Raw genomic sequence first — 26,040 nt, forward strand, 5'->3', positions numbered from 1 at the left:
TTTATTTTTTCAACAACTCGTACAGGCGCTTCAGGATGATGGCCTCGGCCCAGAGCGGCAAAGGATTGTCAGCCTGGCTGCGCCAATCTTCGCTGGTTAAAAGCCCCTGCTCAAACAACCAGTCGATTCCTTCCTGCTTCCAATCCGGCAACGTACCGCCACCTCCGTTTCCAGGGCTGGCCGTTGGCGAAGGGGTGGGAGCGGGAGTAGGGGCCTGGGTCGGAGCAAGTGTTGGTGTGGCCGGAGGACGGTAAGGCTGCTTGGTGTATTCGCAAAAAGCGCGGACGACCGCTTCGGCGAGCTTTTTCCAATCCTTGGCGAGTTTGTCGGCGTCCAGCGGGTTGTCCGCGAAGCCGTACTCAATAATCACGGTTTCGACACTGCCGGTTTCCCTGTGCATGAAGTAGTAATCCAGATTGGAATTGTTCGGGAGCGTCCGGGTGAAAATCCGGCGATTGGGCATTCCCTCCGCTGCCAGCTCCTTTTGGATGATGCCGGGAAAAGTAGCGGAGCCATAGATCGAGTAAATGACCTCGGAGCCTCGGCCGCCACCTGCGTTGATATGGTTGGATATGCAGTAGCGGGCGCCGCTGTTTCGCACAAGCGCTGCCCGCGCATCGCTGGAAAGCGTCGTATCGTTTGTTCGCGTCATCGCGACCGGAATGTTCAGTTCCTTGAAACGATTGAACTGATACAAAGAAATTTGCAGCGTCATATCCTTTTCGAGAAACTGCGTATTGTTGCCGCCGCCTGGATCAGATCCACCGTGGCCGGCGTCCACGATCAGAATAGGAGCCATTTGTGCTTCACCTCTTGCTGTCAGAATATGCGCAGGTTGGCCAAGATGGCTTGGGACAGTCTCATCAATTTCGCGGGTTATCATGTACAGAATGCCCATCTATGGTACAATGAAGGAGTTCGTAACTACGAAAAAGAGGATGGTAATGTATTGATGGCTTGGTACAACTGGGTAATCCCGATCGTTACACTGTTACTCGGCCTCGTGGGCGGTTTTGCCGGAGGCACCTATTACTTGAAAAAACAATTGTCCAACATGCAGATGGACGAAAAACAGCTGCAAGCCATGGCCCGTTCTATGGGGATGAATCTTAACCAAAAACAGCTGAAACAAATGAGTCGTACCATGAAAAATATGAAAATGCCAAATAAATTCGGAAAGTAGTGCGAAGGGGGTGTCGTGATGGGACCGACCCGTCTGCGCTACACGATGATCGGTTTTATTGCGGGAGTCTTGATCGTGTATTTGAAAGATTTGCCTATAGGGGAAGGAATCCGATTCGCAGCACCTTTTTACGGAGCGGGTATCGGTCTTCTCATCGACGGCATCATATTGCGCATGAAGCAACGAAAAGGAAAAGAAGAGTAGGGGAGCTTGGCTTTTGCCAGGCTTTTTGTTTTGGGGCACCAGCCGGATCGCCATGCAAGCAATTCGGCTGGTCGCCCTTTTTTAATGGGTAAAAATCAGTTCGTAAATCATTTTGGTAATCAGGGTAATCGACACGATCAAAAACAGCGGTCGGACGTAGCGGACCCCGGTTTTGATGGCGACCTTGGCACCGATGCTGGCACCGAGCAGCATGGCCACCCCCATGACAAGCCCGGTCAGAAAAATGACTTTGCCCTCCACACAAAAGACGAACAGCGCAGAAATGTTGCTGGCCAGATTCAAAATCCGGCCGTTTCCTGCCGCGATCACGAAGTCATAGCCGAACAGCAGCACCATCAAAAACACGAAAAAAGAACCGGTACCCGGTCCGAAGAAGCCATCGTAAAATCCGATCAAAAAGGTAAAAGGAATGCCAAGGCCAAGGGTAAACTTGGTCATCCCTTTGTAGTTCGAGTCTTGACCGAACCGTTTGTTGAACAAGGTATAGACAAAAATCAGCGCCATCATGATGATGACGAGCACCTTCAGCAACTCCTGGGGAACGAACAGCACCGTTTTGGCTCCGAAATAAGCGCCCACGAGCGAAACCGGGAAGAGAATGAGCATCATCTTCTTGTCGTATTTGCCTGAGCGGATAAAGGTGAACGAGCTGGTCGCAGAAGAGATCGTCCCGGCCAGCTTGTTGGTGCCGAGCGCCAAATACGGCGGCATGCCCAGACCGAGCAGGGCAGGCAGGGAGATCAGACCGCCACCACCGACCGTGCTGTCGATGAAAGCGGCGACAAATCCGAAAAAAGCGAGAAATAATACGGTCACGAAGTCCATTTCCATGAAATCACCTGATTCTCCAAGTATGTAATAATCCAAGTCTAGCACTCTCCCTTTTGATTGCAAGCTGGAAATCGTTGAAAATGTGTTGCTAGATTAATATACTTTGCATACCGATTTGTTGTAAAAGTGGGTGTCTTGCAGTATAATAAGGGCGTAGCTTGACCTATACATATTTTGAGGAGGAATGTTACAATGGCACATCAACTTCCTGCATTGCCTTATGCACATGACGCACTGGAACCTCATATCGACGCGCAAACCATGGAGATCCACCACGGACGCCACCATGCTACTTATGTGAACAACCTGAACGCAGCTCTGGAAGCACATCCTGAACTGCAACAAAAAAGCGTAGAAGAGCTGATTAGCAATCTCGACGCTTTGCCTGAGTCCATCCGCACTGCAGTTCGCAACAACGGTGGCGGACATGCAAACCACTCCCTGTTCTGGGAAATCCTGAGCCCGAACGGCGGCGGCCAACCAACTGGTGAACTGGCTGACGCGATCAACGCGGCTTTTGGCAGCTTCGACAACTTCAAGGCTGAATTTGCAAAAGCGGCAACTACCCGTTTCGGCTCCGGCTGGGCTTGGCTGACTGCTGAAGGCGGCAAGGTAGCAATCTCCTCCACTCCTAACCAGGACAGCCCAATCATGGAAGGCAAAACGCCTATCCTTGGCCTGGACGTTTGGGAGCATGCTTACTACCTGCGCTACCAAAACAAACGCCCTGACTACATCAACGCATTCTGGAACGTAGTAAACTGGGATGAAGTAAGCAAGCGTTTTGCCGCTGCGAAGTAATCTTGGCTTTTTGCCATCATAAAGGCTTGTTGCATCTTTTGGGGGCGACAAGCCTTTTTCTCGTGTCAAAAAGCGCAATACTGCTACTGTGTCGACGCATCGCGCAAAGCTTCGGGTGTGCATGCTTAATTTTTTCCACAGGATAGTAATACGGGCAAAGATCGGTTATAATACTTACTAAAAGTAACCTGGTTTAAAAAATATAGAGGGGGTTTTTGCCCATGATGCCATCTTTGTTCGTTGCCCATGGCGCTCCACTGCTTGCGATTGAAAACAATTCCTATACACAGGCATTGAATCAACTGGCCAGCCAACTGCCGCGCCGTCCGCGCGCGATCGTGATGTTTTCCGCTCACTGGGAAGCTTTTGACCAGTTGGTGGGGACGATGGAGACGTTTCCGACGATTCACGACTTTGGCGGCTTTCCGCAAGAGCTGTACGAGATTCAGTACCCGGCAAAAGGCGACGAAGCGATTGCCCGGGAGGCGGTGCAACTGCTGCGCGACGCAGGCGTGCCTGTCGGCCTGAACACGACGAGAGGGCTCGATCACGGACATTGGGTCGTGCTGCGCCACATTTTCCCGCAAGCGGATGTGCCTGTCGTGGCTATGTCCGTCAATCCGAATCTGACGGTCATGCAGCAGTACATGATCGGCAAGGCACTCAGCCCTCTGCGGCAAAAAGACGTGCTGATAGTCGGCTCTGGCGGCACGATCCATAACTTTTCCTACCTCAACATGCGCGAGACATCGGAAGGCGCCTTCGACTGGGCCTTGCAGTTTGAAGACTGGCTGCAACAGACGTTGACCGCGTGGAAGGTCGAGGATTTGGCGCGTTATCGCGAGCTGGCGCCGCATGCGGAAAAAGCGGTGCCTGTATACGGAAGCGAGCATTTTGTACCGCTCGTGTACGTGATGGGAGCAGCAGACGATGAGCAAACAGCGCAGCGGCTGCACATGAGCTTTCGCTACGGCAGCCTGAGCCATACGATCTGGAAGTTTGGTGAAGCCAGATAAATGAAGGAGAGCATGGAGCAAGTTTACCGTAAGTACAAAGGCCTGATGTTTTCGCTCGCTTACCAGATGACGGGCTCTGTGGCGGAAGCAGAGGACATCGTGCAGGAAACGTTTGTCGCCCTGGCTGATGCCAACATCAACGATATTTTGCATGTGAAAAGCTATTTGTGCAAAGCCGTGACAAACCGCTGCCTGGACACGTTGAAATCAGCCCGCTGGAAGCGCGAGCAGTACGTGGGAGAATGGCTGCCCGAGCCGCTGTTTGACGAACGCGGGGCCAATGATCCGTTGCAAGCGGTCATCGCAGAGGAGTCGGTATCGTACAGCCTGCTCGTCTTGCTGGACACGCTCTCTCCAGCAGAGCGAGCCGTCTATGTGCTTCGGACGGCGCTCGACCTGGAGTATCGCGCGATTGCGGAGATGCTGGACAAAACAGAGGCGAGCTGCCGCAAGCTGTACAGTCGCGCCCAGCAAAGGCTGAAAGCATCGGGCTTGCCGCAAAACACGGTGCCTGCCCGGTCGCGCAAGCTCATCGAGCAGCTGATCCAGGCGATTTCCCGAGCGGACGCTACAGCTTTGGTGCAATTGCTGACAGAGGATGCCGTCCTCATCAGCGACGGCGGCGGAAAAGCCAGAGCGGCCCTGCGTCCGATTTTTTCCGGCAAGCGGGTGGCGGCGTTCTGGCTCGGCGTCTGGCCGAAATGGGCAGAGCATTCCGCGATCGAGATACGCTCCATCAACGGGGAGGATGGCATCGCGGTTTATTCGCAAGGCGAGTTGAAAGTGACCATTCAACTCCGTCTGAGTCAGGAGAAAGACCGGATCGAACGGATGTACATGATCGTCAATCCGGAAAAATTGGCGCATCTGCAAAAATAACCTGCCGCAATCGGTCACAAAATCGGGAGGCCACTCGTCTTTGAGGTTGAAAGACCAAATTCGAGTGGAAAGGAAAGATAAACATGCAAGCGAGATTCAACTACCGCCAAGCCGCCCCCCAAGCGTTCCAAACCATGCTGCAACTGGAAAAATTCGTTCACGAGTGCGGGCTCGACAAGAAGCTGATCGAGCTGATAAAAATTCGCGCCTCGCAAATCAACGGATGCGCCTTTTGTCTGGATATGCATACACAGGATGCGCGCAAGCTCGGTGAGACGGAGCAGCGCATCTACCTGCTGAACGTCTGGCGCGAAGCTGCTGTCTATACGGAAGCGGAGCGTGCGGTTCTGGCCTTGACCGAGGCAGTGACGGAGATTTCGAAGGGTGGCGTTTCCGATGCCCTCTACGAGCAAGTGCGAAAACATTTTGACGAGAAAGAGTACGTCAACCTGTTAATGGCGATCAACACGATCAATAGCTGGAACCGGCTTGCGATTGCAACAGGCATGTCTGCTCCGTACAACCGCTAAGGCAGGCGGCCGGATCGGCGAGCGACCACTGAATGCGAAAACGACACGTACCTGTGAAAAGGGGCGTGTCGTTTTCGCTTTGCTCAATGCGTCTAATGGCGCTATACGTCCATTTCCACTTTGCGTCCCGGATAAAAAAGCTTTTCCTCGGGAAGCGGGTTGCCTTTGGCCGTGACAGTCTCCGGCGTGATGCGGAAAATGGCGGTCGTGCTGCCCATGGACGAGCGGTATTTGAGCACGTGCTGCATAGACAGCGGCTCGGAAAAGTAGCCGGGCACGTATTTGTCCAGCAGCGCCTGCATCGCATCGCGCATTTCGGACGGCTCCTGCACCCGTTCAATCGTCCCCGACAGAAAGACGCTCATGTACGCCGTATCCACATGGGCCGGCACGGGTGCTGCGATTGTGCCGTACTCTTCGCAGACGCTGAAGCAGACCCGGCTGTTGGCGTTAATCATCTCGACCTTGCGACCGGAGTCCGCGCCGTGAAAGTAAATACAGCCGTTCCACCAGGCAAAATTGAGCGGCAACACATACGGCTCGCGTTCATTGGCCAGTCCGAGATGACCGACTTTGGCCTGCTGCAAAAACTGATTGATCTGCTCCTGGTCCGTAATCGTGCGTTTGGAATAGCGAATCGGTATCATGTAAACCCTCCTGTCTGACAGCTCAGCGTTTTTTGGTGTAGCCTGATCGTAGTCGGTTTTTGACTTGGTAAAAAGGTGCAATTTACAGCAAAATGAGCAGGTCAGATGCAAAAAAACCGCCCTTTTCCCAAAAGAGCGGTTGTCAGTCTTGTCTTGCGGGCTATCCGGGCTGTCGCTTGGAGTCCAGCTTTTTGGCGAGCTGTTCCTCTCCGCGGTGAATCCAGCCGACAAAGGAGTCCCGGATATTCAATTCGTAGTCCAGATGGACGACGGCAACGAACATGTAGTGGCTTTTTCCTTGAAAACGGGAGCGGTAGCGCAGGTCAATCCATTTTACCTCGTAGCCGAAGGGGCGTTCCTTCGTTTCTACGTGAACGTGGTGCGTGAAGGAGAGGAAGGATTGGACCTTGCTGCTTTTTTTGGCAGCGGCGATCACTTCTGTTTCAGGCTTGATGGTGAAAGTGTCCAAAATGACTACGTCGCCGGAGTGCACTTCGCCCACGTACCAGTGCTGCTCGGTTTTGGCGACAAACGTCCAGTGCGTCCAGGAAAGGGTAGGGATGATCGTGTACATGCCAGGCTTGCCGATGCGTGCGCGCACCAGCTCTGTCGTCCGCTTTTGCACCTGGATGCGCCAGTAGTAGTACACGGCGATTACGAGGTAAATCAAGAGAAAGCTTCGTCCGGGGTGTGCGCCCGCTGCCCAGAGCATGAAGCCGACGAGGTGTGCGGCAAAAATGAACGGGTCAAAAATGAAAATGGCGTTGAGGGCGACCCATTTATCGCGAAACGGATAGAAGCCCTTCGTCCCATAGGAATTGAACAAATCGACGAAAACGTGCAGACAGACGGCCAGAAAGATCCAGCCCAGCAGGTGCAGCCAGGAGGTCTGCGGCATCAATGCCTGAATGAGCACAAAAATGGCTCCTGTCCATAAAAACAAGGCTGGTACGGAGTGAGAAACGCCCCGATGGTTGCGTATATAGGCAGCCGTGCCGCGGAGGCGGACCAACCCATCCAAATCGGGTGCTTGCGAACCGATGACCGTACCGATCATGACGGCTTCGGCAAGCGAGGGAGAAGAAGCTACGACGGGATCGAGGTAGGCGAGCCCGGCCAATCCGAAGCCCATGGCAAAGTGTGTGGCAGTATCCATGGAATCGTTGTCTTCCTCCTTTCCTTCCAGGCTGTCGTTATTGTTTATTATAGCGTGTGAGGCGACATAATTCCCTTATCTGCTGAAAAAAATTGTGAGCTTGTTCCCGCTTTTGCAAACAGGGTATGATGAAAAGATCAAGGAGGGACATGTCGCATGCTAACCGTGTTTATCGAATACAAGCTGCAACCGGAAAAACGGGAGCAGGCCCTGCGGCTGATCGCATCCATGGCTGAGAGCATGGAAGCGTTGGGCGCGCGCCAGTACCGCTGCATGGAGGGACTGGATCAGCCGGGCTTGTTTGTCGAAGCCTTTGAGGTTGCGACCGTGCGTGAATACGAGCAAATCAAGGCACACCGTTTGGCGGACCGCGCGTTTTGCGACTGCGTAGCGGGCGGAGCGGACAAGCTGCACGTCTGGGCGTTTCGTCCAGCCGGGCTACCACAATAAAAGGAGCAAGACGACAACGAAATGGCAAGGAAAAAAGAAATCGGCTTGCGGTACACTCTCCCCGAAGAGTTTCACGTTTTCGGCTTTTCCCAGGATTTGCTGGCTTGGTACGACTCGCAAAAGCGCGATCTGCCGTGGCGGATCAATCGCGACCCGTATCGGGTCTGGGTGTCGGAAATCATGCTGCAGCAGACGAGAGTAGAGACCGTTAAGCCTTATTATGCGAATTTCATGGAGAAATTTCCGACGGTTGTTGATTTGGCAAATGCACCAGAAGAGGAAGTATTAAAAGCGTGGGAAGGACTTGGCTACTATTCCCGCGCCCGCAATCTGCAGGCGGCAGCGCGCGAGGTGACGGTTCGCTACGGGGGAGTCGTGCCGGACACGCCGGAGGAAATCGCCACGTTAAAAGGCGTGGGGCCGTACACGGCAGGGGCGATTTTAAGCATTGCCTACGAAAAGCCGGAGCCTGCCGTGGACGGGAACGTCATGCGCGTCTTTTCCCGTCTGCTGTACTTGACGGATGACATCGCGAAGCCCGCTACCCGCATCAAGATCGAGCATCTCGTGCGTCAGGTGATCCCGGAAGGTCGCGCTGGCGATTTCAACCAGGCGCTGATGGAACTGGGGGCGATGGTCTGCGTGCCGCGTACGCCGCAGTGCTTGACCTGTCCGGTGTTCGATTACTGTATCGCCCGGCGGGAAGGCGTGCAGGAGGAACTGCCGATCAAAGGCAAGGCGAAGCCGCCCCGTCCTGTCGACCTGCAGGTGGCGATCATCGAACGCGACGGCAAGGTGCTGATTAACAAACGCCCCGATCAAGGGCTTTTGGCTGGCATGTGGGAGTTTCCCATGGTGGAAACAGAGCAGCAAAACGATACGGCCAAAGCAGAGGCGCTGGCGTGTGGAATCAGCGAACGATTCGGAATCGACATCGAGGTGCTGGAGCCGCTCGGCGCGGTGCAGCACGTTTTTTCCCATCTGCAGTGGAACATGCAGGTCTGGTCCTGCGACTGGATTGAGGGCGGCGAGCTGCCGGGCCATGCACGCTTTTCCGCCTGGAGCGAGCTGGATGCGTACACGTTCCCGATGGCCCACCACAAAATTCGTGAGCTGCTCGGGAAAAAAACGAAATAACGTCCCACTTTTGAAAAGGCTGTCGAGGTTCTCCCGGCAGCTTTTTTCTACATTTTCCAAGCAGGCGGCTTGTGCTTGGTATGTTTTTCAAAAAATGAAGACCACGCCGCATCGGGCATGATCTTCCTGAATGTGATCGTTTGGTTTATCGGTAGAGGAATTCCGGAAACTGCATCGCAATCTGATGCTTCTGCTCTTCCCATTCAGCGATCGCTTTTTGCTGCAAATACCGTTTTTCACGCTGTTCAGGGGTCAGTTTCCGTTTCTCGATGATAATCGTGAAGAAAATCATTGGAATGTACATGAAGGTCCACCTCCCATTCCTTTTTTGTTGTGCAGTCAGCCGCCGTCTATCGCTTTGACTCCTGTGAATCTCATCATCTGACGTCTTTGTCTGTTTTTCATAAAAACATCCCTCCAAGTGTAGAATGTGACATGCAAAAACTAGATGCGGCTAACCAATTGTGCGGCTTCAAAAGCGTGAGCCTCAGCGCGTTCTTCCAGATAGCGGGCGCGGGCATAAGCTGCCTGGCGTTGTTCGGGGCTAACCGGTTTGCGCTCGATCTTGACAGTGAAAAACAAGAAGTTCAGTACCATGTCAAATCACCTCCTCTCAATATGGAAAAAAATGGATATGCATCGCCAAGAAAAAGACCACGGGCTTACTGCCTGCGGTCTTTTGGCGTCACGAAGAAAACGAAAGACCACAAGCTACAACGCCCATGGTCTGGTAATTGACGAAAGAGAATGCGAAAGACACGAATTCATCTACAATTCGCAGGCCCAGGAGGCGTTGTGATATGCAGTTTTGGCAACGAACAACAGACGATCAGTGAATGCAGTTGAAAAAGCAAGTGCGGTCATCATGTTGTAGCCTCCTTCCTTTGAAAAGTAGTAGTGTCGTAAAACATAGCCTTAGGATATGACATTTTTTTCTTGTTGTAAAGCACTTTTTACCTATTTTCTGAAGTAAGTCAATTCTGAAAATAATAAAATATAATAAAAGGTAAAGTGATGTGCGATTATTAGTTTAGTCAGCGTGGTATAGTGGGTAAGTATATCAGACAATGAGAAATATGCGAAAAGGTGATGAATTAGGATGAAATTGCCAAGACTGACGGTTCGAGCAAAGCTGATTGCATCGTTCTCACTCATCTTGACTATTCCTGTGCTCACACTTGGCCTGCTCTCCTATCAGAGCGCCAAGGACCGTCTGGAGGAGCAGCTGCTGATGACAGCCGCCGAGAACGTTCGCTTGGTGGACGAGCTTCTGGATCGCACGCTGGAGGCTCAATCACGCGATTTGAAGCTGATTGCCGCAGAGGTAGGGAGAGATCAGCTGACGGAGCAGATGAGAAGTCTGACCCGCACTAAGCTGCAAACCTTCCACAAGTTGCATCCGGATATAGGAGAGGTGTACATCGGAGAGGAAAACGGCAAGATGTTGATGTCGACAGACGCCAAGCTGCCTGCCGACTTCGATCCGCGTAAACGCCCCTGGTACCAGGAAGCAATGGCTAAGCCAGGCGAGACGATCATTACGGAACCGTATATTGATGCGGTTACGGGCAACGTCGTCGTAGGTTTGGCCAAAGCGTTGAATGACCGATCTGGTGTGCTTGGAATCGACATTCAGTTGACCGCACTCAATGAAACCGTGAAGCAAGCGAAAATAGGCAGCAAAGGATACTTGTCCATTCTCGATGCAAACCGCAAGCTGCTGATCCATCCGACAGGAACTCCAGGTTCTGATGTGACGCTGCCGTGGGTGGAAGACCTTTACGCCCAGGCAGTGGGGGTATTTGGCTTCAGTGATGACGGAAATGACGCGAAAGCGACTTTTGTCACCAATGAGCAGACAGGCTGGAAGCTGATGGGCGTCATGTACCGCACAGAAGCAGAGATGGCCGCAAGCCCAATCTTTTCCAGAACGATCCTGGTCATTGCGATCACGCTCGCCGTTGGAGCGGGTATCGTGTTCAGCATTTTGCGCTCGTTACTGCGCCCGCTGCGACAGCTGACAATTGCGTCGGAAAAAATGAGCCAGGGTGATGTCACCCAGCAGGTGGAAGTCAGAAGCCAGGATGAGCTTGGCGTGCTGGGCAATTCGTTCAACCATATGGCTCAATCGCTGCGTTCCCTGCTTTACTCTGTAAATGATTCTGTCCAGCAGCTGGCTGCATCCGCCGAGCAGCTTTCGGCAAGCGCAGACCAGACGAGCAAGGCAACCGAGCAGATTGCAACGACGATGCAGGACATGGCGACAGGGACAGAGCAGCAAGTGTCGCATACCCAAAAGAGCACCGAGGCAGTCGGACAAATGTCGCAGCGGATCAGCCAAATTGCCAACTATACGCAGGAAGTATCCGAGACGGCAAGAGAGACAGCAGCCGTTGCGGCAGAAGGAAACCGCTCTGTACAAGCGGCGGTGCAGCAAATGAATGCTTCCAGCGAATCCATCCTGACTCTGGCAAAAGTCGTGGACAGCCTGGGAGGACGCTCGCAGGAAATCGGAAAAATTGTCGATGTCATTACCACGATTGCAAGCCAGACCAATTTGCTGGCGCTGAACGCGGCCATCGAGGCGGCGCGGGCAGGCGAGTCCGGCCGCGGATTTGCGGTCGTAGCAGACGAGGTGAGAAAGCTGGCTGAGCAGTCCTCTGCGTCGGCTGAGCAGATCAGCCAATTGATTGCGGCGATCCAGCAGGAGACAGTCCTTGCCGTTGAGGTCATGGAAAAGAGCAAGCGGGAAGTGACGGAGGGAATCGAAAAAGTATACGAGGCTGGACATTCGTTTGAACAAATCCAGTCTGCGGTCGAAGATGTGGCACTTAAAATCGGCCAGGTTTCCCAGGCCTCGCAAGACATTTCCGAGCAGACCCAGCTTGTCGTCGAGCTCATCAACCATATTTCCGATGTGACCATGCAGGCTTCGGACGGCACGCAGAGCGTATCCGCAGCAGCAGAGGAGCAGCTCGCATCCATGGAAGAAATCGCGTCCTCCGCGATGTCTCTGGAGCGATTGGCAGAAGGTCTTCAGGATCAGATCGGCAAATTCAAGATTTAAAGGCAAAAAACCCGGTGCAAGAGACTACTTGTCTGCCTTGCAGCCGGGTTTTTTTGCAAAATGCGCGCAAGTGTAAAGCGGCCTGGCGGCATCATCCAGCCCCGCTCGGCAGGCTTTCGCGTGTTAAGTACGGCTGTTTGCGGCAAGGCTAAGTCAAAAGGAGATTTTTGCTCCCGGTAGCAAAAGCAGGAGGGGAGTTGTATAATGAAAAAGTGATTTTGACTTATTAGTACCTGCTATTAATAGTTGGTGTGTAGGAGGCATTGCTTTTATGAATACGACAAAAAAAGTGGCGTTGGTGACTGGCGGAACGCGCGGGATCGGCAAAGCGATTGCGTTGCAGTTGGCTGAACAAGGCTACGATCTGGTTTTGAACTATTTGCGCAACCGTTCTGCCGCGCGAGAAACCGCTGCTGAGCTGGAAGCAAAGGGAGCGCGCGTACACCTGGTCAAAGCAAACGTAGGTGACGTAGAGAAAATCAAGGAACTGTTCGCGGAAATCGACCGGGAATTCGGTCGTCTGGACGTTCTTGTCAACAACGCGGCTTCCGGCGTTCTGCGTCCGTTGATGGAACTGGAAGAAAGTCATTGGGACTGGACGATGGAAATTAACAGCAAAGCACTGTTGTTCTGTGCGCAAGAAGCGGCAAAACTGATGATAAAAGGCGGAAACGGCGGGAAAATCGTCAGCCTCTCCAGCCTTGGTTCCATCCGCGTGCTGGACAACTACACTGCGGTTGGTGTCTCCAAGGCGGCTGTAGAAGCGATCACGCGCTACCTGGCAGTCGAACTGGCACCGCACAATATTGTTGTCAATGCTGTTTCCGGCGGCGCTGTCGATACTGATGCGCTCAAGCACTTCCCGAATCGCGAAGAGTTGCTCAGCAGCTCCGCACAACGCACACCGGCAGGACGGATTGTCGAGCCGGAAGATTTGGCGAATGCGGTTATGTTTTTGATCTCCGACAAAGCCTGGATGGTACGCGGACAAACCTTGATTGTGGATGGCGGCATTTCTCTTTTGACCTAGTCTGGGTGGATGCGGTTCCCAGGAGTTGGCGACTTTAACGTCTCACTAAACAAGACAAAGTTGTCCATGTGTTGTACAATAGAGGAAGAAGGTTACGAAGGAGGCAACGTATGCTGATTCGTCCGTTTCGGCTCGGTGACTATTCGGCTATCACAAGTATCTGGCAACAGACGGGTTTGGACCAATCGGACGCGGAGTCGTTGAACGATTTGGCCCAACAGTTGGCATGGGACAGCGATTTGGTTATGGTGGCAGAAAAAGACGGCAGAGTTGTAGGGGTCGTGGTCGGCACCATCGACGGGACACGCGCCTATTTTTACCGGCTGGCTGTTCTTCCCGAGATGCAAGGCACCGGTATTGGCCGCCAACTCGTGGCTGCCATCGAGAAGCGCTTCAAACAGCGAGGCGTCAACAACGTCCTGATTATGGTAAATCAGGCGAATCCGGAAGTCCTTCCGTTTTACCTTTCGCTTGGCTATGAAGTACAAAAATTTGTTACGCTTTCCAAAAAGCTCTCTTCCTAAAAGGAGGCTTGTCCCCATTCAAATAGAGAAGAGAAGAAAGGGGAGAGTCATGTCACCAACTCCGGGCTCCACTATCCGCATTGAAAGCTATAAACACGACCATTCACTCCACCGTATCTGGGACAAATCCACGCTGATTCATACCAGTGATGCGGTGGTGATTGGGGGAAATGATCGGGTCAAAGTGACAGAAGCAGACGGGCGGGAGTGGCGCACGCGCGAGCCGGCCATTTGTACATTCGGCCGGGGGCAGTGGTTCAATACCATTGCCATGATTCGCGACGACGGCATTTACTATTACTGCAACATTGGTTCGCCATTCAGCCTGAAGGGGCAACTGCTCAGCTACATAGACTATGATCTCGATGTAAAGGTGTTTCCCGACATGACTTACTCGATTCTTGATGAAGAGGAGTTTCTGTTGCACAGCAAACAGATGAACTACCCTCCGTTTGTCGTGGAAAAAGTACAGACAGCGCTGCGAGAAGTGCTGGATTGGGTAAGAGCGCGCCGCGGCCCTTTTCAGAACGGCTTTGTGCAACGCTGGTACGAACGGTATCTTTTAGTGCGAGACGATGCGGAATAATCCCTTTCCCGTAATTCGGGGGAGGGATTTCCTTGTCCTGTGTACTGTGTGAAAATCGAATAAGACGAAGCACGATCGCATACGTGCAAATTTGGCTGTGCCTGAACGAATCGGGCACAGCCAAGTTTCTATGTAAAGGAGGTATGCTGGTTGAGCATACGCCGCTATTTGGCATATGTCATGCCTTATTGGAAACAAATATTGGGCACCATATTCATAGGCATTATCAAATTTTCCATACCGCTTGTTCTGCCGCTTCTCATCAAATACGTGATTGACGACCTGCTGCCCAGCCCGTTGCCCCGCGAGGAAAAGCTGACGCAGCTTTTCTGGCTGATGCTTGCCGCCTTTTTGCTATTTACAGTGGTGCGTGCGCCTGTCGAGTACATACGCCAGTATTTCGCGCAGTGGGTGGCCAGCAAAATATTGTTTGATATTCGCAATCAGCTGTATGTCCATTTGCAGCGTCTTTCGATGCGCTACTACAACAACACGAAGACGGGCGAGGTCATTTCCCGGGTCATTAACGATGTGGAATCCACGAAAAGCTTTGTGGAAACCGGGCTGATGAATCTGTGGCTCGATTTGATTACGATCGGGCTGACGCTTTTGATTATGTTTTCCATGGATGTAGAGCTGACCATTGTCGCCATCGTCGTGTTTCCGTTGTACAGTTTTTCCGTCAAATACTTTTACAAAAGGCTGCGCCAGCTGACGAAAGAGCGCTCTGCGGCGTTGGCCCGGCTGCAAGGCTATTTGTACGAGCGCGTGAACGGCATGTCGCTGATCCGCAGCTTTGCGCTGGAAAATCACGAGAGCAAAGGTTTTGCCAAGGAGAACAACCAGTTTCTGGACAAAGCGCTGGAGCATACGCGCTGGAATGCGCGGACGTTTTCTGTCGTCAATACAGTCACGGATATTGCGCCGCTGCTCGTCATCGCCTATGCCGGTTACCAGGTGATCGGCGGCAGCATGAGTGTAGGGACTTTGGTGGCGTTTTACGCCTATTTGGAGCGTCTGTACACGCCGCTGCGCCGTCTGGTCAACTCCAGCACTGTGCTGACGCAAGCGATCGCCTCGATGGACAGGATGTTCGAGTTTCTCGATGAGTCCTATGACATCGTGGACAGCCCCCACGCTGGCGAACTGCCCGTTGATCCGGCGACGGGACGAATCCGGGGGGAAATTCGCTTTGAAAATGTTTCGTTTCGCTACCGGGAAGACGGCCCCCTCGTTTTGCAGGACGTCAATCTTACGATAAAGCCGGGCGAGACTGTGGCCATTGTCGGGATGTCTGGCGGCGGCAAGTCATCCCTGATTAGTCTGTTGCCGCGTTTTTGGGACGTGACAGAAGGGCGAATTACAATCGATGGCATTGATATTCGCGATCTGAAGCAGCAAAATTTGCGCCATCATATCGGATTGGTTCAGCAAGACAATATTTTGTTTAGTGAATCTGCCAAAGTAAATATTTTGATGGGGAATCCAGAGGCCGATCAGCAAGCCGTCGAGGAAGCGGCACGCGCTGCCAACGCGCATGAATTTATTAGCGAACTGCCCCAGGGCTACGACACAGAGCTGGGCGAACGGGGCGTGAAGCTGTCTGGGGGGCAAAAGCAGCGGATTGCCATCGCGCGCGTTTTTCTGCGCAATCCGGGGATTCTCATTTTGGATGAGGCGACCTCTGCGCTTGACCTGGAGTCGGAGCACATGATTCAGGAGTCGCTGGCACGCCTGACGAAAGGCCGGACGACGCTTATCGTGGCGCATCGCCTGTCCACGATAACCCATGCGGACAAAATCGTCGTCATGCGCGAGGGGCAGATTGTGGAGCAAGGCAAGCACGAAGAACTGCTTGCGCAAAAAGGAGTCTACCATAGCCTGTGGAGCGTCCAGGACTTTGGAACAGCGTCAGAGGCAGGCCCGCAAGGTGATTGACCAGGGGGAATGGAGGAAATCTGATGGAGATATGGCGACGCAATTTATACGTGCTGTGTGGATCGCTGTTTGTCGTCATGGTCGCGATGAGCATGATTATGCCGTTTTTGCCGCTCTACATTCAGCAAGACTTCGGGATTGACGACCCGCATCAGGTGACGGCGTGGGCGGGGATTATTTTCGGGGCCAACTTTTTGACGGCAGGTCTTGTGTCCCCGATCTGGGGCAATCTGGCTGACAAGCACGGGCGCAAAATCATGATTTTGCGCTCCGGCTACTTCATGTCGATCACCGTTGCGTTGACGGGCTTTGCCGGAAGCCTTTGGCAGCTTCTGGCGCTGCGCCTGATTAACGGGCTTGTCGGCGGCATCATCCCGGCCAGCACGGCCCTCGTAGCTTCCTCGGTGCCGAAAGAGAAGATCGGCTGGGCACAAGGATTGTTGCAGTCGTTTGTCACGGCAGGCACAATCATGGGGCCGCTTTTTGGCGGAGTGCTGGCGGAGAGAATCGGCTTCCGCATGATCTTCGTCATTACAGGAAGCCTGCTGCTGCTCGCGACTTTGGTCATTACGTTTACGGTAAAAGAGAATTTTGTTCCGCCCGAAAAAAAGGACCGCTCCAGCTTGAAGGAAGATTTTCAGATGATCTTCTCGTCCAAAGAACTGCCGGCGCTCTTTTTTGTAACCGTGATGATCCAGTTTGCGCTGTTCAGCATCGTGCCTGTCTTGCCGATCTACATCTCACAGTTGGTAAGCTCGGAAGGGGAAAAGGTCGCGCTGTGGGCGGGAATAGTCCAGGCGGCGATGGGGATAGCGAATGTGTTTGCCTCTCCGCAGTTGGGACGGCTTGGGGACCGCTTCGGCTCGCAAAAAGTGCTGTTGTTCGCCTTGCTTGCGGCGGCCTTGCTCTTTATTCCGCAAGGGCTGGTCTGGACGGTGTGGCAACTGGTCGTCTTGCGCTTTCTGCTCGGGCTGTCGCTAGGCGGGCTGCTGCCTTCGGTCAACGCGCTGCTGCGCCGCGCAACACCTGCGCATATGGTCAGCCGGGTCTACGGCTACAACAACAGCTTCGTCAGCATCGGGAGCATGCTCGGACCGATGATCGGCGGCTTTATGGCCGGGTATGTGAGCATCAACGGCGTCTTTTTCATGACGAGCGCCTTTTTGTTCATCAACGCGGGGTGGGTGTACTATAGCTTTTTCCGCAATAAATCTGTACAGTCTACAGGGTCTTCTGGAGTGGAATAAGATGGTTAGCGAAACGAGGTGTAGGAGTGGAAGCTATCGTAATCGGGAGATGCCAGATTACGTGCAGCATACTAAGTTAACTCGACCCCGCATGAATAGTGATGGGAGAGGACGGGACACACCCGCCCCCTCCTGCTCAAAACGGCTATTTTACAAGAGAAGCCCCTCTCAAATGCCGCAAAATCGCCATCAAATCCAACTCGCCAAGCCCTTCCTCCAGCGCTTGGCGATAGGTTGCCTGCACCGATTCCGCCAGTGGCGTAGACACGCCGGCCTCGCGGGCCAGGCGCAGGTCTTTTGCCATATGCTTCAAGGCAAAGGCTGCAGGATAGTCGTCTGCGAGAATCGAGGCCGCTTTGCCGCGAATCAGCGGAGTGCCTACAGCGCTTTGCGAAATAATCTCCAGCATTTGCTCCGTCTCAATCCCGAGCGAGCGGGCGAACAGCAGCGTTTCCGAGACGCCTTGCACCGTGATGCCGAGCAAAAGATTGATCGCCAGCTTGGCAGAGGTGCCCGCGCCATTTGCCCCCAAGTAAATCGCGGTTTTGCCGAGCTTGTCCAATAGCGGTTTCGCTTCGTCATAGTCCGCTTTTTCGCCGCCGACCATGATGACGAGTTGAGCTTCTTTTGCCGGACCGACACTGCCTGAAACCGGGGCGTCGAGAAAACGCAGCCCGGCTTTTTTCGCCTGCTCCGCCAAAAAGCGGGATGTCTCCGGGGCAACTGTGCTCATGTCAATCGCCAGCTTGCCGGATACTCGCCCGGACAGCACGCCATCTGCTCCTGTGTAGACTGCTTTTCCTGCATCGTCGTCGCTGACCATTGTGAACAGCACATCGCATTCCTCTGCGAGCTGTGGCAGCGACGTCACCTGTTTCGCACCGAGCGCGACCAGCGGAGCCGCCTTGTCAGGGGTGCGGTTCCAGACGCGCACGTCATAGCCTGCCGCAAGCAGATTGCCTGCCATCGGTACGCCCATATTGCCCAAGCCAATCCAACCTACGATCATGTCTGATTACTCCTTTTCGTCTTGTTGTTCTCCGACCTGTTTTTGTACAAGCTCCTTCAAGGCGGCATGCTTGGACGCTGTCATGGCAAACAGCTCGTCAAAGCCGCCCGGCAAGGTTTTGTCGAGGACGCGCAGCCCCTCCTCGGTAATTCCGCCTTTGGTGGCGACGCGCTCGATCAGTTCGTCGAAGCCAAGCTGCTCATTTTTCAAAAGCAAAGCCGTTCCCAGCATCGTCTCCACCAGAATGCTGCGGGCTGCTTCGATCCCCAATTCCGGTGTTTTGCGAACAGCCGCCTGGGCAAAAGCATCGAGAATCCCGGCGATCAGTCCAGGCGCACTGCTGCTCAAAATCGTCGCTGTCTCGATCTCACTCTCGGTAACTTCTTGCACCTCGCCAATGGCAGACAGCAGCGCCAGCAGATCCTCCCTTTGTTTGGCGCTGACTTTGCTGCTGTTTGTCAACAGCGATACCCCGTGCAACTCTGAGGAAGTGACAGTCGGAATCACTTTGCTGACCGGCCCGGAGTGGACGGTTTCCAAATCGGCAATGCTGACCCCGGCGGCGACCGAGACGATATGCTTGTCGGCAGCAACCGACAGCCCGCGTAAAACAGGCAAGATGTCCAACGGCTTCGTGCAAAGGAAAATCAGCTCAGCCTGCTCGCATAGCGCTTGCGTGGTTGCCGCGACGGCCACGCCGTATTCTGCTTGCAGCTTGTCTGCCTTTGCTTGCGTCCGGTTGAAGACGAGCACATTTTCCGGTAGTATCACTTCGCTTTTGCAAAACGACTTCACGAGCATTTGCCCCATACTTCCCAATCCGATAATCCCGATGCGCATGTACACAACCTCCCGTCCCATTGTATCGCAAGTCCATATAAAAAGGTACAGCCCCCATAGCGTAAGAGGCTGTACCTTGCTTTTGGCTGTGAAAAGACGATTAGTCTTCAGATTCTCGGAAAATCATGATGTATTTGGCCAGCTCCAGAACAGAAATCAGAGCGGCAGCTACGTAAGTCAGAGCGGCAGCACCCAGTACCTTGCTCGCTCCCTGTTCTTCCTCGTTGCGGATGAAGCCCATTTTCAGCATCAACTCTTTGGCACGGCTGCTCGCGTTAAACTCGACTGGCAGCGTGATGAGCTGGAAGGCAACAGCGCCGGAGAAGAAAATAATCCCGATCAACAAAAGACCCGCCATCTTCAAAAAGAAGCCTGCGAGCAGCAGGAGCGGCGCAACACCGGATACCAGATTGACGACCGGGAAAATGCGGTGGCGCGCTACCAGCATCGGATACGAAACCTTGTGCTGAATGGCGTGGCCGACTTCGTGACAAGCAACGGACAAAGATGCAATGGAGTTGCCGAAGTAAACAGGATCAGACAGGCGAACGACGCGGTCCATCGGATCGTAGTGGTCGGTCAGCGTGCCTGGGATATGTTCGACTGGTACGTTGGTCAAGCCGTTTGCATCGAGCATCCGCCGCGCCGCTTCGGCCCCGGTAAGGCCGGAGGAAGCAGGGACCTCCGCGTACTTGTTAAAGGTTCCCTTTACGCGGAATTGAGCCCAGAGCGACAGTCCGAATGCGATGAAAATCAGAAAGTCCATCGGGTGAAAAAACATTGAGCACTCACTCCTCGTTTTTGTCTACGAAATATGCACAATAGCAGTTCCATATACATTTTGTCCCATATCCATGTATACGAATAAGTGTCACGGCAGTTTCATTATTTTTATTGTACAATCTCTGACCAACCTTGACAATATCATCAAAGGTTTATATGTGGTGGACCACGCGGGCAAAAGCAAAAAAGCAGACACACCCTCTAGCGGGAATGTGTCTGCGTGGCACGTCTAGCGATCGTGGTTTTGCGTTTTGTGATGCTCGGTTTTGCGCGGGTTTTGGAAACCGACGACCTCCATCATTTTGCTGCTCTCTTTGGGATCCAGCGTCTTTTCCGGAGCTTGCGGATACGTTTTTTCGCCTTTTGACACGAAAATCTCCTCCTCGCGATGATACTCACTTGCCATCGTTAGTATCTCCAAAAAGGAAGGGAGCGGACTTGGCAATGTTTGTCTCGGCAGCAAGAGCGTCATGCTCACCCGTGCGGCTGTGTTACGCCTTCAACTGTGCGAAAGCGCGGTCGACAGCCGCGATTGTTTCCCGAATATCGTCTTCCGTGTGCGCGGTCGTGATGAACCACGCCTCGTATTTGGATGGGGCGAGGCAGATGCCTTCGTCCAAAAGGAGGCGGAAGAAGCGGGCGAACAGCTCGCCATCGGCTTTTTGCGCGTCCTCGTAGTTGCGGACAGGCTTGTCCGTAAAGTAAACAGCCATCGCTCCTTTGACGCGGTTGAGCTGAATGGTGACGCCGTGCTTGCTCGCAGCGTCGCGAATGCCTTTTTCCAAAAGCGCACCAAGTCGCTCGAACTCATCGTACACGCCAGGCTGCTTCAGCACTTCCAGGCAAGCGATTCCGGCGCGGATGGAAGCGGGATTGCCCGCCATTGTCCCTGCCTGGTAGGCTGGACCGAGCGGTGCGACCTGTTCCATAATATCGCGGCGTCCGCCATACGCGCCGATCGGCAAGCCGCCGCCGATGATTTTTCCGAGCGCGGTCAGGTCAGGCGCTACACCCAGCAAGTTTTGCGCCCCGCCGTAGCAGAAGCGGAATGCGGTAATGACCTCGTCGTACACAACGAGCGCACCTGCCTCGTGCGTGATGCGGTTCACTTCTTCCAAAAAGCCTGGCTCCGGCGTGACGATACCGAAGTTGCCGACGATTGGCTCGACCAGCACGCACGCTGTTTCGCTGCCCCACTTGCTCATCGCTTCGGCAAACGCTGCGATGTCGTTGTAAGGAACGGTAATCACTTCGTTGGCGATGCTCTGCGGAATGCCGGCGCTGTCCGGAATGCCCAGCGTCGAGGGGCCGGAGCCTGCCGCGACGAGCACGAGATCGGAGTGTCCGTGGTAGCAGCCCGCGAACTTGATGATTTTCACGCGCCCGGTGTAGGCGCGAGCTACGCGAATGCACGTCATGACAGATTCTGTACCGGAGTTGTTGAAGCGAATGCGCTCCATCGAAGGAATCGCTTTGCGGATCATGTTGGCAAAAGTGATTTCCCACGGAGTCGGCGTCCCGTACAGCGTGCCGTTTGCCGCCGCTTCGCAGATCGCTTTGGTTACGTGCGGATGGGCGTGGCCGGTAATGATCGGGCCATACGCCGCCAAATAGTCAATATATCGGTTGCCGTCCACGTCCCAGAAATACGCACCCTGGGCACGCTCCATCGTCACGGGAGCGCCCCCGCCTACGGCCTTGAAAGAACGGGAAGGGCTGTTTACCCCACCGAGAATGACATCCATGGCTTGTTCGTGCAGCTGTGCGGATCGTTCACGTTTCATGCGTTTTTCCCTCTTTTCTTTATCGAAAAAGTCCCTCATTATCTTAACACAGCCAAAGACACCTGAATATGGATGGGGAGCTACAGTTTTCTACAGTTTCCCTTTTGCACATTTTCACAAGCTCATATACACTAACAGTTGTTATTTGAAGCAAGACAAAAAGGACGGTTTTCCATGATCCAAGTGAACCATTTGCAAAAGGAGTTTCGCATCCACCAGGCCAGATCCGGGCTTGAGGGTGCTTTTCGTGACTTGTTCAGCCGCGAGTACAAGACCGTAAAAGCGGTGGATGACCTTTCTTTCACGGTGGAAGAGGGGGAAATGTTTGCCCTGATCGGGGAAAATGGCGCTGGAAAATCGACGACGATCAAGATGCTGACGGGCATTTTGACCCCGAGCGACGGCGAGATCGTCATTAACGGCTACGTTCCGTTCAAACAGCGCGAGGAATACGTGCGCTCCATCGGCGTCGTCTTCGGGCAGCGTTCGCAGCTGTGGTGGGATTTGTCCCCGCTGGAGTCGTTTCGCCTGCTCAAAAGCGTCTACAAGGTCGATGAGGCAGAGGGCGAAAAGTGGCTCACACGCTTGATCGAGGAGCTGGAAATCAGCTCGTTCGTCAGCCAGCCGGTGCGCAAGCTGAGCCTTGGCCAGCGGATGCGCTGCGAGGTAGCGGCGTCCTTGATCCACAAGCCGCGGCTGTTGTTCCTCGACGAGCCGACAGTCGGGCTGGACGTGCTGGTGAAGCAAAAAATCCGCGAGTTTTTGCGCAATCTGAACGAGACGGAAAACATGACCATTCTGCTTACGACCCACGACGTTTCCGACATCGAGGCGCTCTGTAAACGGGTGCTGGTCATGGACAAAGGCAAGCTGATCTTCGACGGCCTGCTCAGCGATCTGAAGGAAAAGTGGGGCAATGGTACAGAGGTTTCCTTCCAGATGAAAAAGCGCACCACAGCTGACGAGCTGCGCCAGGCGCTGGGCGATATGCCATGCAAGATCACGCAGGAAAACGAGTACACACTCAGCGTTCAGGTGCAGCAAAGCCAGGAAATGCTGCCGTTCGTCCTGTCTACCGTCATGTCGTCGTTTGAGGTCAGCGATGTGAAAATGCTGGAGACGAGCACAGAGGACATCGTCCGCAACATTTACCAGGCTGATACAGAGGTGCGGGACCATGCATAGGCTCTACATGGAACTGATCCGCATGCGTTTTTTGACCATGCTCGCTTACCGCGTGAACTACTACAGCGGCATTATCATCTACGCGATCAACATCGGCGCCTACTACTTCCTGTGGGGAGCGATCTACGGCGACCAGCAGCAGCTTGGCGGGCTGTCAGTCGAGCAGATGACCTCTTACGTGGCAATCGCCTGGATGTCGCGTGCTTTTTACTTTAACAACATTGATATGGAGATCGCCCAGGACGTACGGGAGGGCAAAGTCGCCATCGAGATGATCCGTCCCTACAACTACTTGTCCGTAAAAACGGCGCAGGCGTTCGGGGAAGGGATTTTCCGCTTCCTGTTTTTCGCGGGGCCGGGGATTTTCCTCATCAGCCTGATTATTCCCTTTCACTTTCCGGCGACCGCGACTGACTGGGGACTGTACTTGCTCAGTTTGCTGTTTGCTTTTCTCATCAATACGCAGATTAACCTGTTGACGGGTCTGTTCACGTTTTTCCTGTTCCGCAACGACGGGATGATGCGGGCGAAGCGGGTCGTGGTCGATCTGATGTCCGGCCTTGTGCTGCCGATCAGCTTTTTTCCGGGCTGGGCGCAGACCGTCATGGGCTTTCTGCCGTTTCAGGCAGTCAACTACTATCCAAGCTTGATTTTTACCGGAGCGATTACTCCTGGACGCGCCTGGGAATTGATCGGCTTTCAGGCGATCTGGATGGTTGTCATTCTGGTTCCTATTCTGGTTTTGTGGCGGATGGCGCGAAACCGGCTGGTCGTGCAAGGAGGGTAGAGTATGCAAAACATGAAACATATTTTCGGCATTTTTGCCGACTACCTGGGCCAGTATTTCAAGACGCGGCTTGCCTATCGGGCTGATTTTCTCGGGGAGCTTGCGTCCAACCTCGTTTCCGAGTTGATTAACCTCGTGTTTATCATCGTCGTGTTCACACACGTCCCGCTGATGAAAGACTGGACGCGGGACGAGATCATTTTCATCTACGGGTTCTTTTTGGTGCCGTATGCGTTGTTCTCGATGTTTTTCGGCTTTTGGGACTTCAACGAACGCTACATCATCCGCGGCGAGATGGATCGCATCCTGACCCGGCCGATTCACAATCTGGCACAGGTTTGTCTGGAATCCATCGCGCCGGACCGCATTTTCGGCATTATCACAGGTCTGATTATTATGGGCTATGCGGCGATCCAGCTCGACCTGTCGTTTCACTGGTACGACCCGCTGATCTTCATCGTGCTGGTCGTGAGCGGCGCACTCATCTACGGTGGAGTGTACACAGCGATTGCGGCGGTCAGCTTTTTCTCCGATTCACGGACGGGAATTGCCCCGATGATCTACAACATTCAGCAGTACGGCCGCTATCCGGTGGATGTGTACAACAAAGCGATCCGCATCGTGTTGACCTATGTACTGCCGTTTGCCTTCGTCGGCGTCTATCCGGCTGCCTACTTTTTGCGCAAGGAAGTCTGGTACACCTACGCCGCGTTTACTCCGCTCGTGGCAGTCGTCTTCTTTGGCCTTGGCCTGTTCGTCTGGAACTGGGGAGTCCGCAAATATCGGGGAGCAGGCTCGTAGCAGTTGCGGCGTGATTCGTGCTGAAGAAACCGAATGGATATTGTTTTTATTTGCGACCCGATATGGTAACATTAGAGGTAACAAGCTAAAAAAGACCGTCCGGCGGCAAACGGACGGTCTGTACAATGGAAGCTTTCCCTCAAGGGGGCCGGCTCAAAAATTCTGGAAGAATAGACCGCTGGAGTTGGGACTCAAGGGCGGTCTATCTCTTTTTGGTCAAGGTAACTACCAACCCGATCAAAGCGACCAGGAACAACCCAAACTGGAATAGCAGTCCGAGTGTTTCGTTCGTCACCATAGCCTCACCCCCTTTCTAATGGGGATGAGCCGCGACCACCCTTGAGGAGCCGAGCTTTCATTTGTACAGGCAGATTATAGCACAGGGCGACTTTAGGCTGGGAAGCCCTTTTTTTGTGAAAAATCAAAATCGCATTAAGCCCATCGGAAAACACCACAAGTGTCGGTTTACCCGCTTCCTCTATTGCCAAATCAAAAAAGCGCAGTATAATATGCAATATACAACTACACAATTCCTTCGGGGCAGGGTGCAATTCCCGACCGGCGGTGAGCGTACCGCGAGTACGTTAAGCCCGCGAGCCTCCTGAGCTTGCAAGCAAGCGACGGAGTGCAGGATCTGGTGAGATTCCAGAGCCGACAGTACAGTCTGGATGGGAGAAGGATGACGACAGTACGTTTTCTACACGTGCTTGTTTGCCTGTGCAAACGGGAATAGCTGCAAAAGGGGCATGCAGGATCAGTTCCTTTTGTTTCGCGAACCTGTTTTTATGCACATGCTTTGTCATACGCCTGTAAATTGCCCTGAGAATCTTTCTCAGGGTATTTTTGCGTGTGCGCAGGCAAAGCATATGAGAACAACACGTGTGGCACGACCACTGTTGCCATTCCTCAAAGAAGGAGAACAAAGAGGAGATGGTACACATGAAAGAAACAGCCTTGCATTCTTCGCGCAGAGCAACCCAGCGGATGGTGACGATTCCGATGCTGGCCGCCGTTGCCTTTATCCTGCAATATCTGGAGGTTCCCGTTCCGCTGATGCCGAGCTTTTTGAAGCTTGATTTCAGTACGCTGCCAGCGCTGATCGGCGGACTCATGTACGGTCCGGTGGCCGGAATCATCATTGAAGTTTTGAAAAATACATTGCACATGCTGTTGAAAAATACAGACGGACTGTTGATTGGCGAGCTTGCCAACGTGATTGCAGGGGCCAGCTTCATCTTGCCGGCTATCCTGCTCCAGCGCAACGGCCAAGGAAAAAAAGGCTTTTTGACGGGCCTTGCGCTCGGCACATTGCTGATGACGGTCGTCATGGCTGTCGCCAACGCATACGTCCTGCTCCCGGCTTACGCTGCGCTTTACCAGATGCCGATGGCAGACCTGCTTGCGATGTTCCATGCGACCAGCGTTTGGTCCCTTGTCCTGGCCGGTATCGTGCCGTTCAACATTTTCAAAGGCGTCGTGCTCGCCTTGGTTGCCTATCCTGTATACGCCAAGCTGGGCGCTCGTTTGGCCCTGCGTACCTCAAATTGACATCAGTCTTTCGAGTTGCTAAGATATGTTCTTAAACGAAGCATTTTTGTCAAAAA

Annotated in this window: 30 protein-coding genes and 1 riboswitch; of the genes, 18 read left to right on the top strand and 12 right to left on the bottom strand. The window is 53.6% G+C overall.

The window, feature by feature from the left end:
- Position 1 precedes the first annotated feature (1 nt).
- On the bottom strand, positions 2-799 hold the full coding sequence (locus AAFJ72_RS04395; protein ID WP_432776208.1) for an N-acetylmuramoyl-L-alanine amidase family protein: 798 nt from the start codon (positions 797-799) through the stop codon (positions 2-4).
- Positions 800-952: 153 nt separating this feature from the next.
- On the opposite strand from AAFJ72_RS04395, the gene AAFJ72_RS04400 reads away from it, so the two are divergent.
- Entirely contained in the window at positions 953-1,183 is a 231-nt protein-coding gene (locus tag AAFJ72_RS04400) for a YneF family protein (RefSeq protein ID WP_122905117.1), read from the top strand.
- Between the two features lie 18 nt (positions 1,184-1,201).
- The gene (locus AAFJ72_RS04405) at positions 1,202-1,387 is read left to right on the top strand and encodes a hypothetical protein (protein ID WP_122905116.1); all 186 of its coding nucleotides are present in this window, start codon (positions 1,202-1,204) and stop codon (positions 1,385-1,387) included.
- Between the two features lie 81 nt (positions 1,388-1,468).
- On the opposite strand, the gene AAFJ72_RS04410 is transcribed toward AAFJ72_RS04405, so the two are convergent.
- Positions 1,469-2,239, bottom strand: coding sequence for a TSUP family transporter (locus AAFJ72_RS04410; RefSeq protein ID WP_432777145.1), 771 nt, complete (start codon positions 2,237-2,239; stop codon positions 1,469-1,471).
- 192 nt (positions 2,240-2,431) lie between these two features.
- Between AAFJ72_RS04410 and AAFJ72_RS04415 the strand changes: the two genes are divergently transcribed.
- The 4 genes from AAFJ72_RS04415 (at position 2,432) to AAFJ72_RS04430 (ending at position 5,465) form a co-directional block, all read left to right on the top strand.
- Complete coding sequence (locus tag AAFJ72_RS04415; RefSeq protein ID WP_122905114.1) at positions 2,432-3,040, top strand: superoxide dismutase; 609 nt, start codon at positions 2,432-2,434, stop codon at positions 3,038-3,040.
- Between the two features lie 221 nt (positions 3,041-3,261).
- On the top strand, positions 3,262-4,056 hold the full coding sequence (locus AAFJ72_RS04420) for a dioxygenase family protein (protein WP_432776209.1): 795 nt from the start codon (positions 3,262-3,264) through the stop codon (positions 4,054-4,056).
- 12 nt (positions 4,057-4,068) lie between these two features.
- Positions 4,069-4,935: an RNA polymerase sigma-70 factor gene (locus tag AAFJ72_RS04425; protein WP_432776210.1), complete on the top strand. Its 867-nt coding sequence runs from the start codon at positions 4,069-4,071 to the stop codon at positions 4,933-4,935.
- Between the two features lie 83 nt (positions 4,936-5,018).
- Positions 5,019-5,465 carry a carboxymuconolactone decarboxylase family protein gene (locus AAFJ72_RS04430; RefSeq protein ID WP_432776211.1) on the top strand — a complete coding sequence of 149 codons (447 nt, stop codon included), beginning with the start codon at positions 5,019-5,021 and terminating at the stop codon, positions 5,463-5,465.
- A 101-nt stretch (positions 5,466-5,566) separates the two neighbouring features.
- Here AAFJ72_RS04430 and AAFJ72_RS04435 read toward each other — a convergent pair whose 3' ends face one another.
- On the bottom strand, positions 5,567-6,112 hold the full coding sequence (locus tag AAFJ72_RS04435) for a pyridoxamine 5'-phosphate oxidase family protein (protein WP_432776212.1): 546 nt from the start codon (positions 6,110-6,112) through the stop codon (positions 5,567-5,569).
- Between the two features lie 160 nt (positions 6,113-6,272).
- Positions 6,273-7,268, bottom strand: coding sequence for a metal-dependent hydrolase (locus AAFJ72_RS04440; RefSeq protein ID WP_432776213.1), 996 nt, complete (start codon positions 7,266-7,268; stop codon positions 6,273-6,275).
- Positions 7,269-7,424: 156 nt separating this feature from the next.
- On the opposite strand from AAFJ72_RS04440, the gene AAFJ72_RS04445 reads away from it, so the two are divergent.
- A complete protein-coding gene (locus AAFJ72_RS04445; protein ID WP_432776214.1) occupies positions 7,425-7,718 on the top strand; it encodes a hypothetical protein in 294 nt (97 codons plus the stop codon).
- A 21-nt stretch (positions 7,719-7,739) separates the two neighbouring features.
- The gene (mutY, locus tag AAFJ72_RS04450; protein ID WP_432776215.1) at positions 7,740-8,855 is read left to right on the top strand and encodes an A/G-specific adenine glycosylase; all 1,116 of its coding nucleotides are present in this window, start codon (positions 7,740-7,742) and stop codon (positions 8,853-8,855) included.
- Between the two features lie 145 nt (positions 8,856-9,000).
- Here the strand turns inward: mutY and AAFJ72_RS04455 are convergent, their stop codons facing one another.
- A complete protein-coding gene (locus AAFJ72_RS04455) occupies positions 9,001-9,159 on the bottom strand; it encodes a YrzI family protein (protein ID WP_432776216.1) in 159 nt (52 codons plus the stop codon).
- A gap of 140 nt (positions 9,160-9,299) precedes the next feature.
- Entirely contained in the window at positions 9,300-9,452 is a 153-nt protein-coding gene (locus tag AAFJ72_RS04460) for a hypothetical protein (protein WP_432776217.1), read from the bottom strand.
- Positions 9,453-9,954: 502 nt separating this feature from the next.
- On the opposite strand from AAFJ72_RS04460, the gene AAFJ72_RS04465 reads away from it, so the two are divergent.
- The 6 genes from AAFJ72_RS04465 (at position 9,955) to AAFJ72_RS04490 (ending at position 17,247) form a co-directional block, all read left to right on the top strand.
- Positions 9,955-11,922, top strand: a complete 1,968-nt coding sequence (locus AAFJ72_RS04465) for a methyl-accepting chemotaxis protein (protein ID WP_432776218.1) — start codon at positions 9,955-9,957, stop codon at positions 11,920-11,922.
- A gap of 271 nt (positions 11,923-12,193) precedes the next feature.
- Positions 12,194-12,952 carry an enoyl-[acyl-carrier-protein] reductase FabL gene (gene fabL / locus AAFJ72_RS04470; RefSeq protein ID WP_122905103.1) on the top strand — a complete coding sequence of 253 codons (759 nt, stop codon included), beginning with the start codon at positions 12,194-12,196 and terminating at the stop codon, positions 12,950-12,952.
- A 110-nt stretch (positions 12,953-13,062) separates the two neighbouring features.
- Complete coding sequence (locus AAFJ72_RS04475; RefSeq protein WP_432776219.1) at positions 13,063-13,476, top strand: GNAT family N-acetyltransferase; 414 nt, start codon at positions 13,063-13,065, stop codon at positions 13,474-13,476.
- Positions 13,477-13,525: 49 nt separating this feature from the next.
- A complete protein-coding gene (locus AAFJ72_RS04480) occupies positions 13,526-14,062 on the top strand; it encodes a DUF402 domain-containing protein (RefSeq protein WP_122905101.1) in 537 nt (178 codons plus the stop codon).
- Between the two features lie 150 nt (positions 14,063-14,212).
- Positions 14,213-16,000: an ABC transporter ATP-binding protein gene (locus AAFJ72_RS04485; RefSeq protein ID WP_432776220.1), complete on the top strand. Its 1,788-nt coding sequence runs from the start codon at positions 14,213-14,215 to the stop codon at positions 15,998-16,000.
- Positions 16,001-16,023: 23 nt separating this feature from the next.
- Positions 16,024-17,247, top strand: a complete 1,224-nt coding sequence (locus tag AAFJ72_RS04490) for an MFS transporter (protein ID WP_432776221.1) — start codon at positions 16,024-16,026, stop codon at positions 17,245-17,247.
- Between the two features lie 145 nt (positions 17,248-17,392).
- On the opposite strand, the gene AAFJ72_RS04495 is transcribed toward AAFJ72_RS04490, so the two are convergent.
- From AAFJ72_RS04495 to AAFJ72_RS04515, 5 genes are all read right to left on the bottom strand, one after another.
- Complete coding sequence (locus tag AAFJ72_RS04495; protein WP_432776222.1) at positions 17,393-18,256, bottom strand: NAD(P)-dependent oxidoreductase; 864 nt, start codon at positions 18,254-18,256, stop codon at positions 17,393-17,395.
- A 6-nt stretch (positions 18,257-18,262) separates the two neighbouring features.
- Complete coding sequence (locus tag AAFJ72_RS04500) at positions 18,263-19,096, bottom strand: pyrroline-5-carboxylate reductase family protein (protein WP_122906735.1); 834 nt, start codon at positions 19,094-19,096, stop codon at positions 18,263-18,265.
- Between the two features lie 100 nt (positions 19,097-19,196).
- Positions 19,197-19,877, bottom strand: a complete 681-nt coding sequence (locus AAFJ72_RS04505) for a zinc metallopeptidase (RefSeq protein WP_432776223.1) — start codon at positions 19,875-19,877, stop codon at positions 19,197-19,199.
- Between the two features lie 231 nt (positions 19,878-20,108).
- Positions 20,109-20,249 carry a hypothetical protein gene (locus AAFJ72_RS04510; protein WP_170163492.1) on the bottom strand — a complete coding sequence of 47 codons (141 nt, stop codon included), beginning with the start codon at positions 20,247-20,249 and terminating at the stop codon, positions 20,109-20,111.
- A gap of 121 nt (positions 20,250-20,370) precedes the next feature.
- Entirely contained in the window at positions 20,371-21,663 is a 1,293-nt protein-coding gene (locus AAFJ72_RS04515; RefSeq protein ID WP_432776224.1) for a glutamate-1-semialdehyde 2,1-aminomutase, read from the bottom strand.
- 174 nt (positions 21,664-21,837) lie between these two features.
- Here AAFJ72_RS04515 and AAFJ72_RS04520 point away from each other — a divergent pair, with 174 nt between their 5' ends.
- From AAFJ72_RS04520 to AAFJ72_RS04530, 3 genes are read left to right on the top strand one after another with little or no spacing between them, the layout of a single operon-like run.
- Entirely contained in the window at positions 21,838-22,848 is a 1,011-nt protein-coding gene (locus AAFJ72_RS04520) for an ABC transporter ATP-binding protein (protein ID WP_432776225.1), read from the top strand.
- Positions 22,841-23,635 carry an ABC transporter permease gene (locus AAFJ72_RS04525; RefSeq protein WP_432776226.1) on the top strand — a complete coding sequence of 265 codons (795 nt, stop codon included), beginning with the start codon at positions 22,841-22,843 and terminating at the stop codon, positions 23,633-23,635. Before AAFJ72_RS04520 ends, AAFJ72_RS04525 begins: the two co-directional genes overlap by 8 nt.
- 3 nt (positions 23,636-23,638) lie before the next feature.
- On the top strand, positions 23,639-24,436 hold the full coding sequence (locus AAFJ72_RS04530; protein ID WP_432776227.1) for an ABC transporter permease: 798 nt from the start codon (positions 23,639-23,641) through the stop codon (positions 24,434-24,436).
- Positions 24,437-24,638: 202 nt separating this feature from the next.
- Here AAFJ72_RS04530 and AAFJ72_RS04535 read toward each other — a convergent pair whose 3' ends face one another.
- Positions 24,639-24,734 carry a putative holin-like toxin gene (locus AAFJ72_RS04535; RefSeq protein WP_246005879.1) on the bottom strand — a complete coding sequence of 32 codons (96 nt, stop codon included), beginning with the start codon at positions 24,732-24,734 and terminating at the stop codon, positions 24,639-24,641.
- Between the two features lie 229 nt (positions 24,735-24,963).
- Positions 24,964-25,120, top strand: a riboswitch (FMN riboswitch).
- Between the two features lie 255 nt (positions 25,121-25,375).
- Between AAFJ72_RS04535 and AAFJ72_RS04540 the strand changes: the two genes are divergently transcribed.
- On the top strand, positions 25,376-25,984 hold the full coding sequence (locus tag AAFJ72_RS04540; protein ID WP_432776228.1) for an ECF transporter S component: 609 nt from the start codon (positions 25,376-25,378) through the stop codon (positions 25,982-25,984).
- The last annotated feature ends 56 nt before the right edge of the window (positions 25,985-26,040 follow it).

Source organism: Brevibacillus gelatini, from assembly GCF_050920745.1.
GTDB classification, from domain to species: domain Bacteria; phylum Bacillota; class Bacilli; order Brevibacillales; family Brevibacillaceae; genus Brevibacillus; species Brevibacillus gelatini.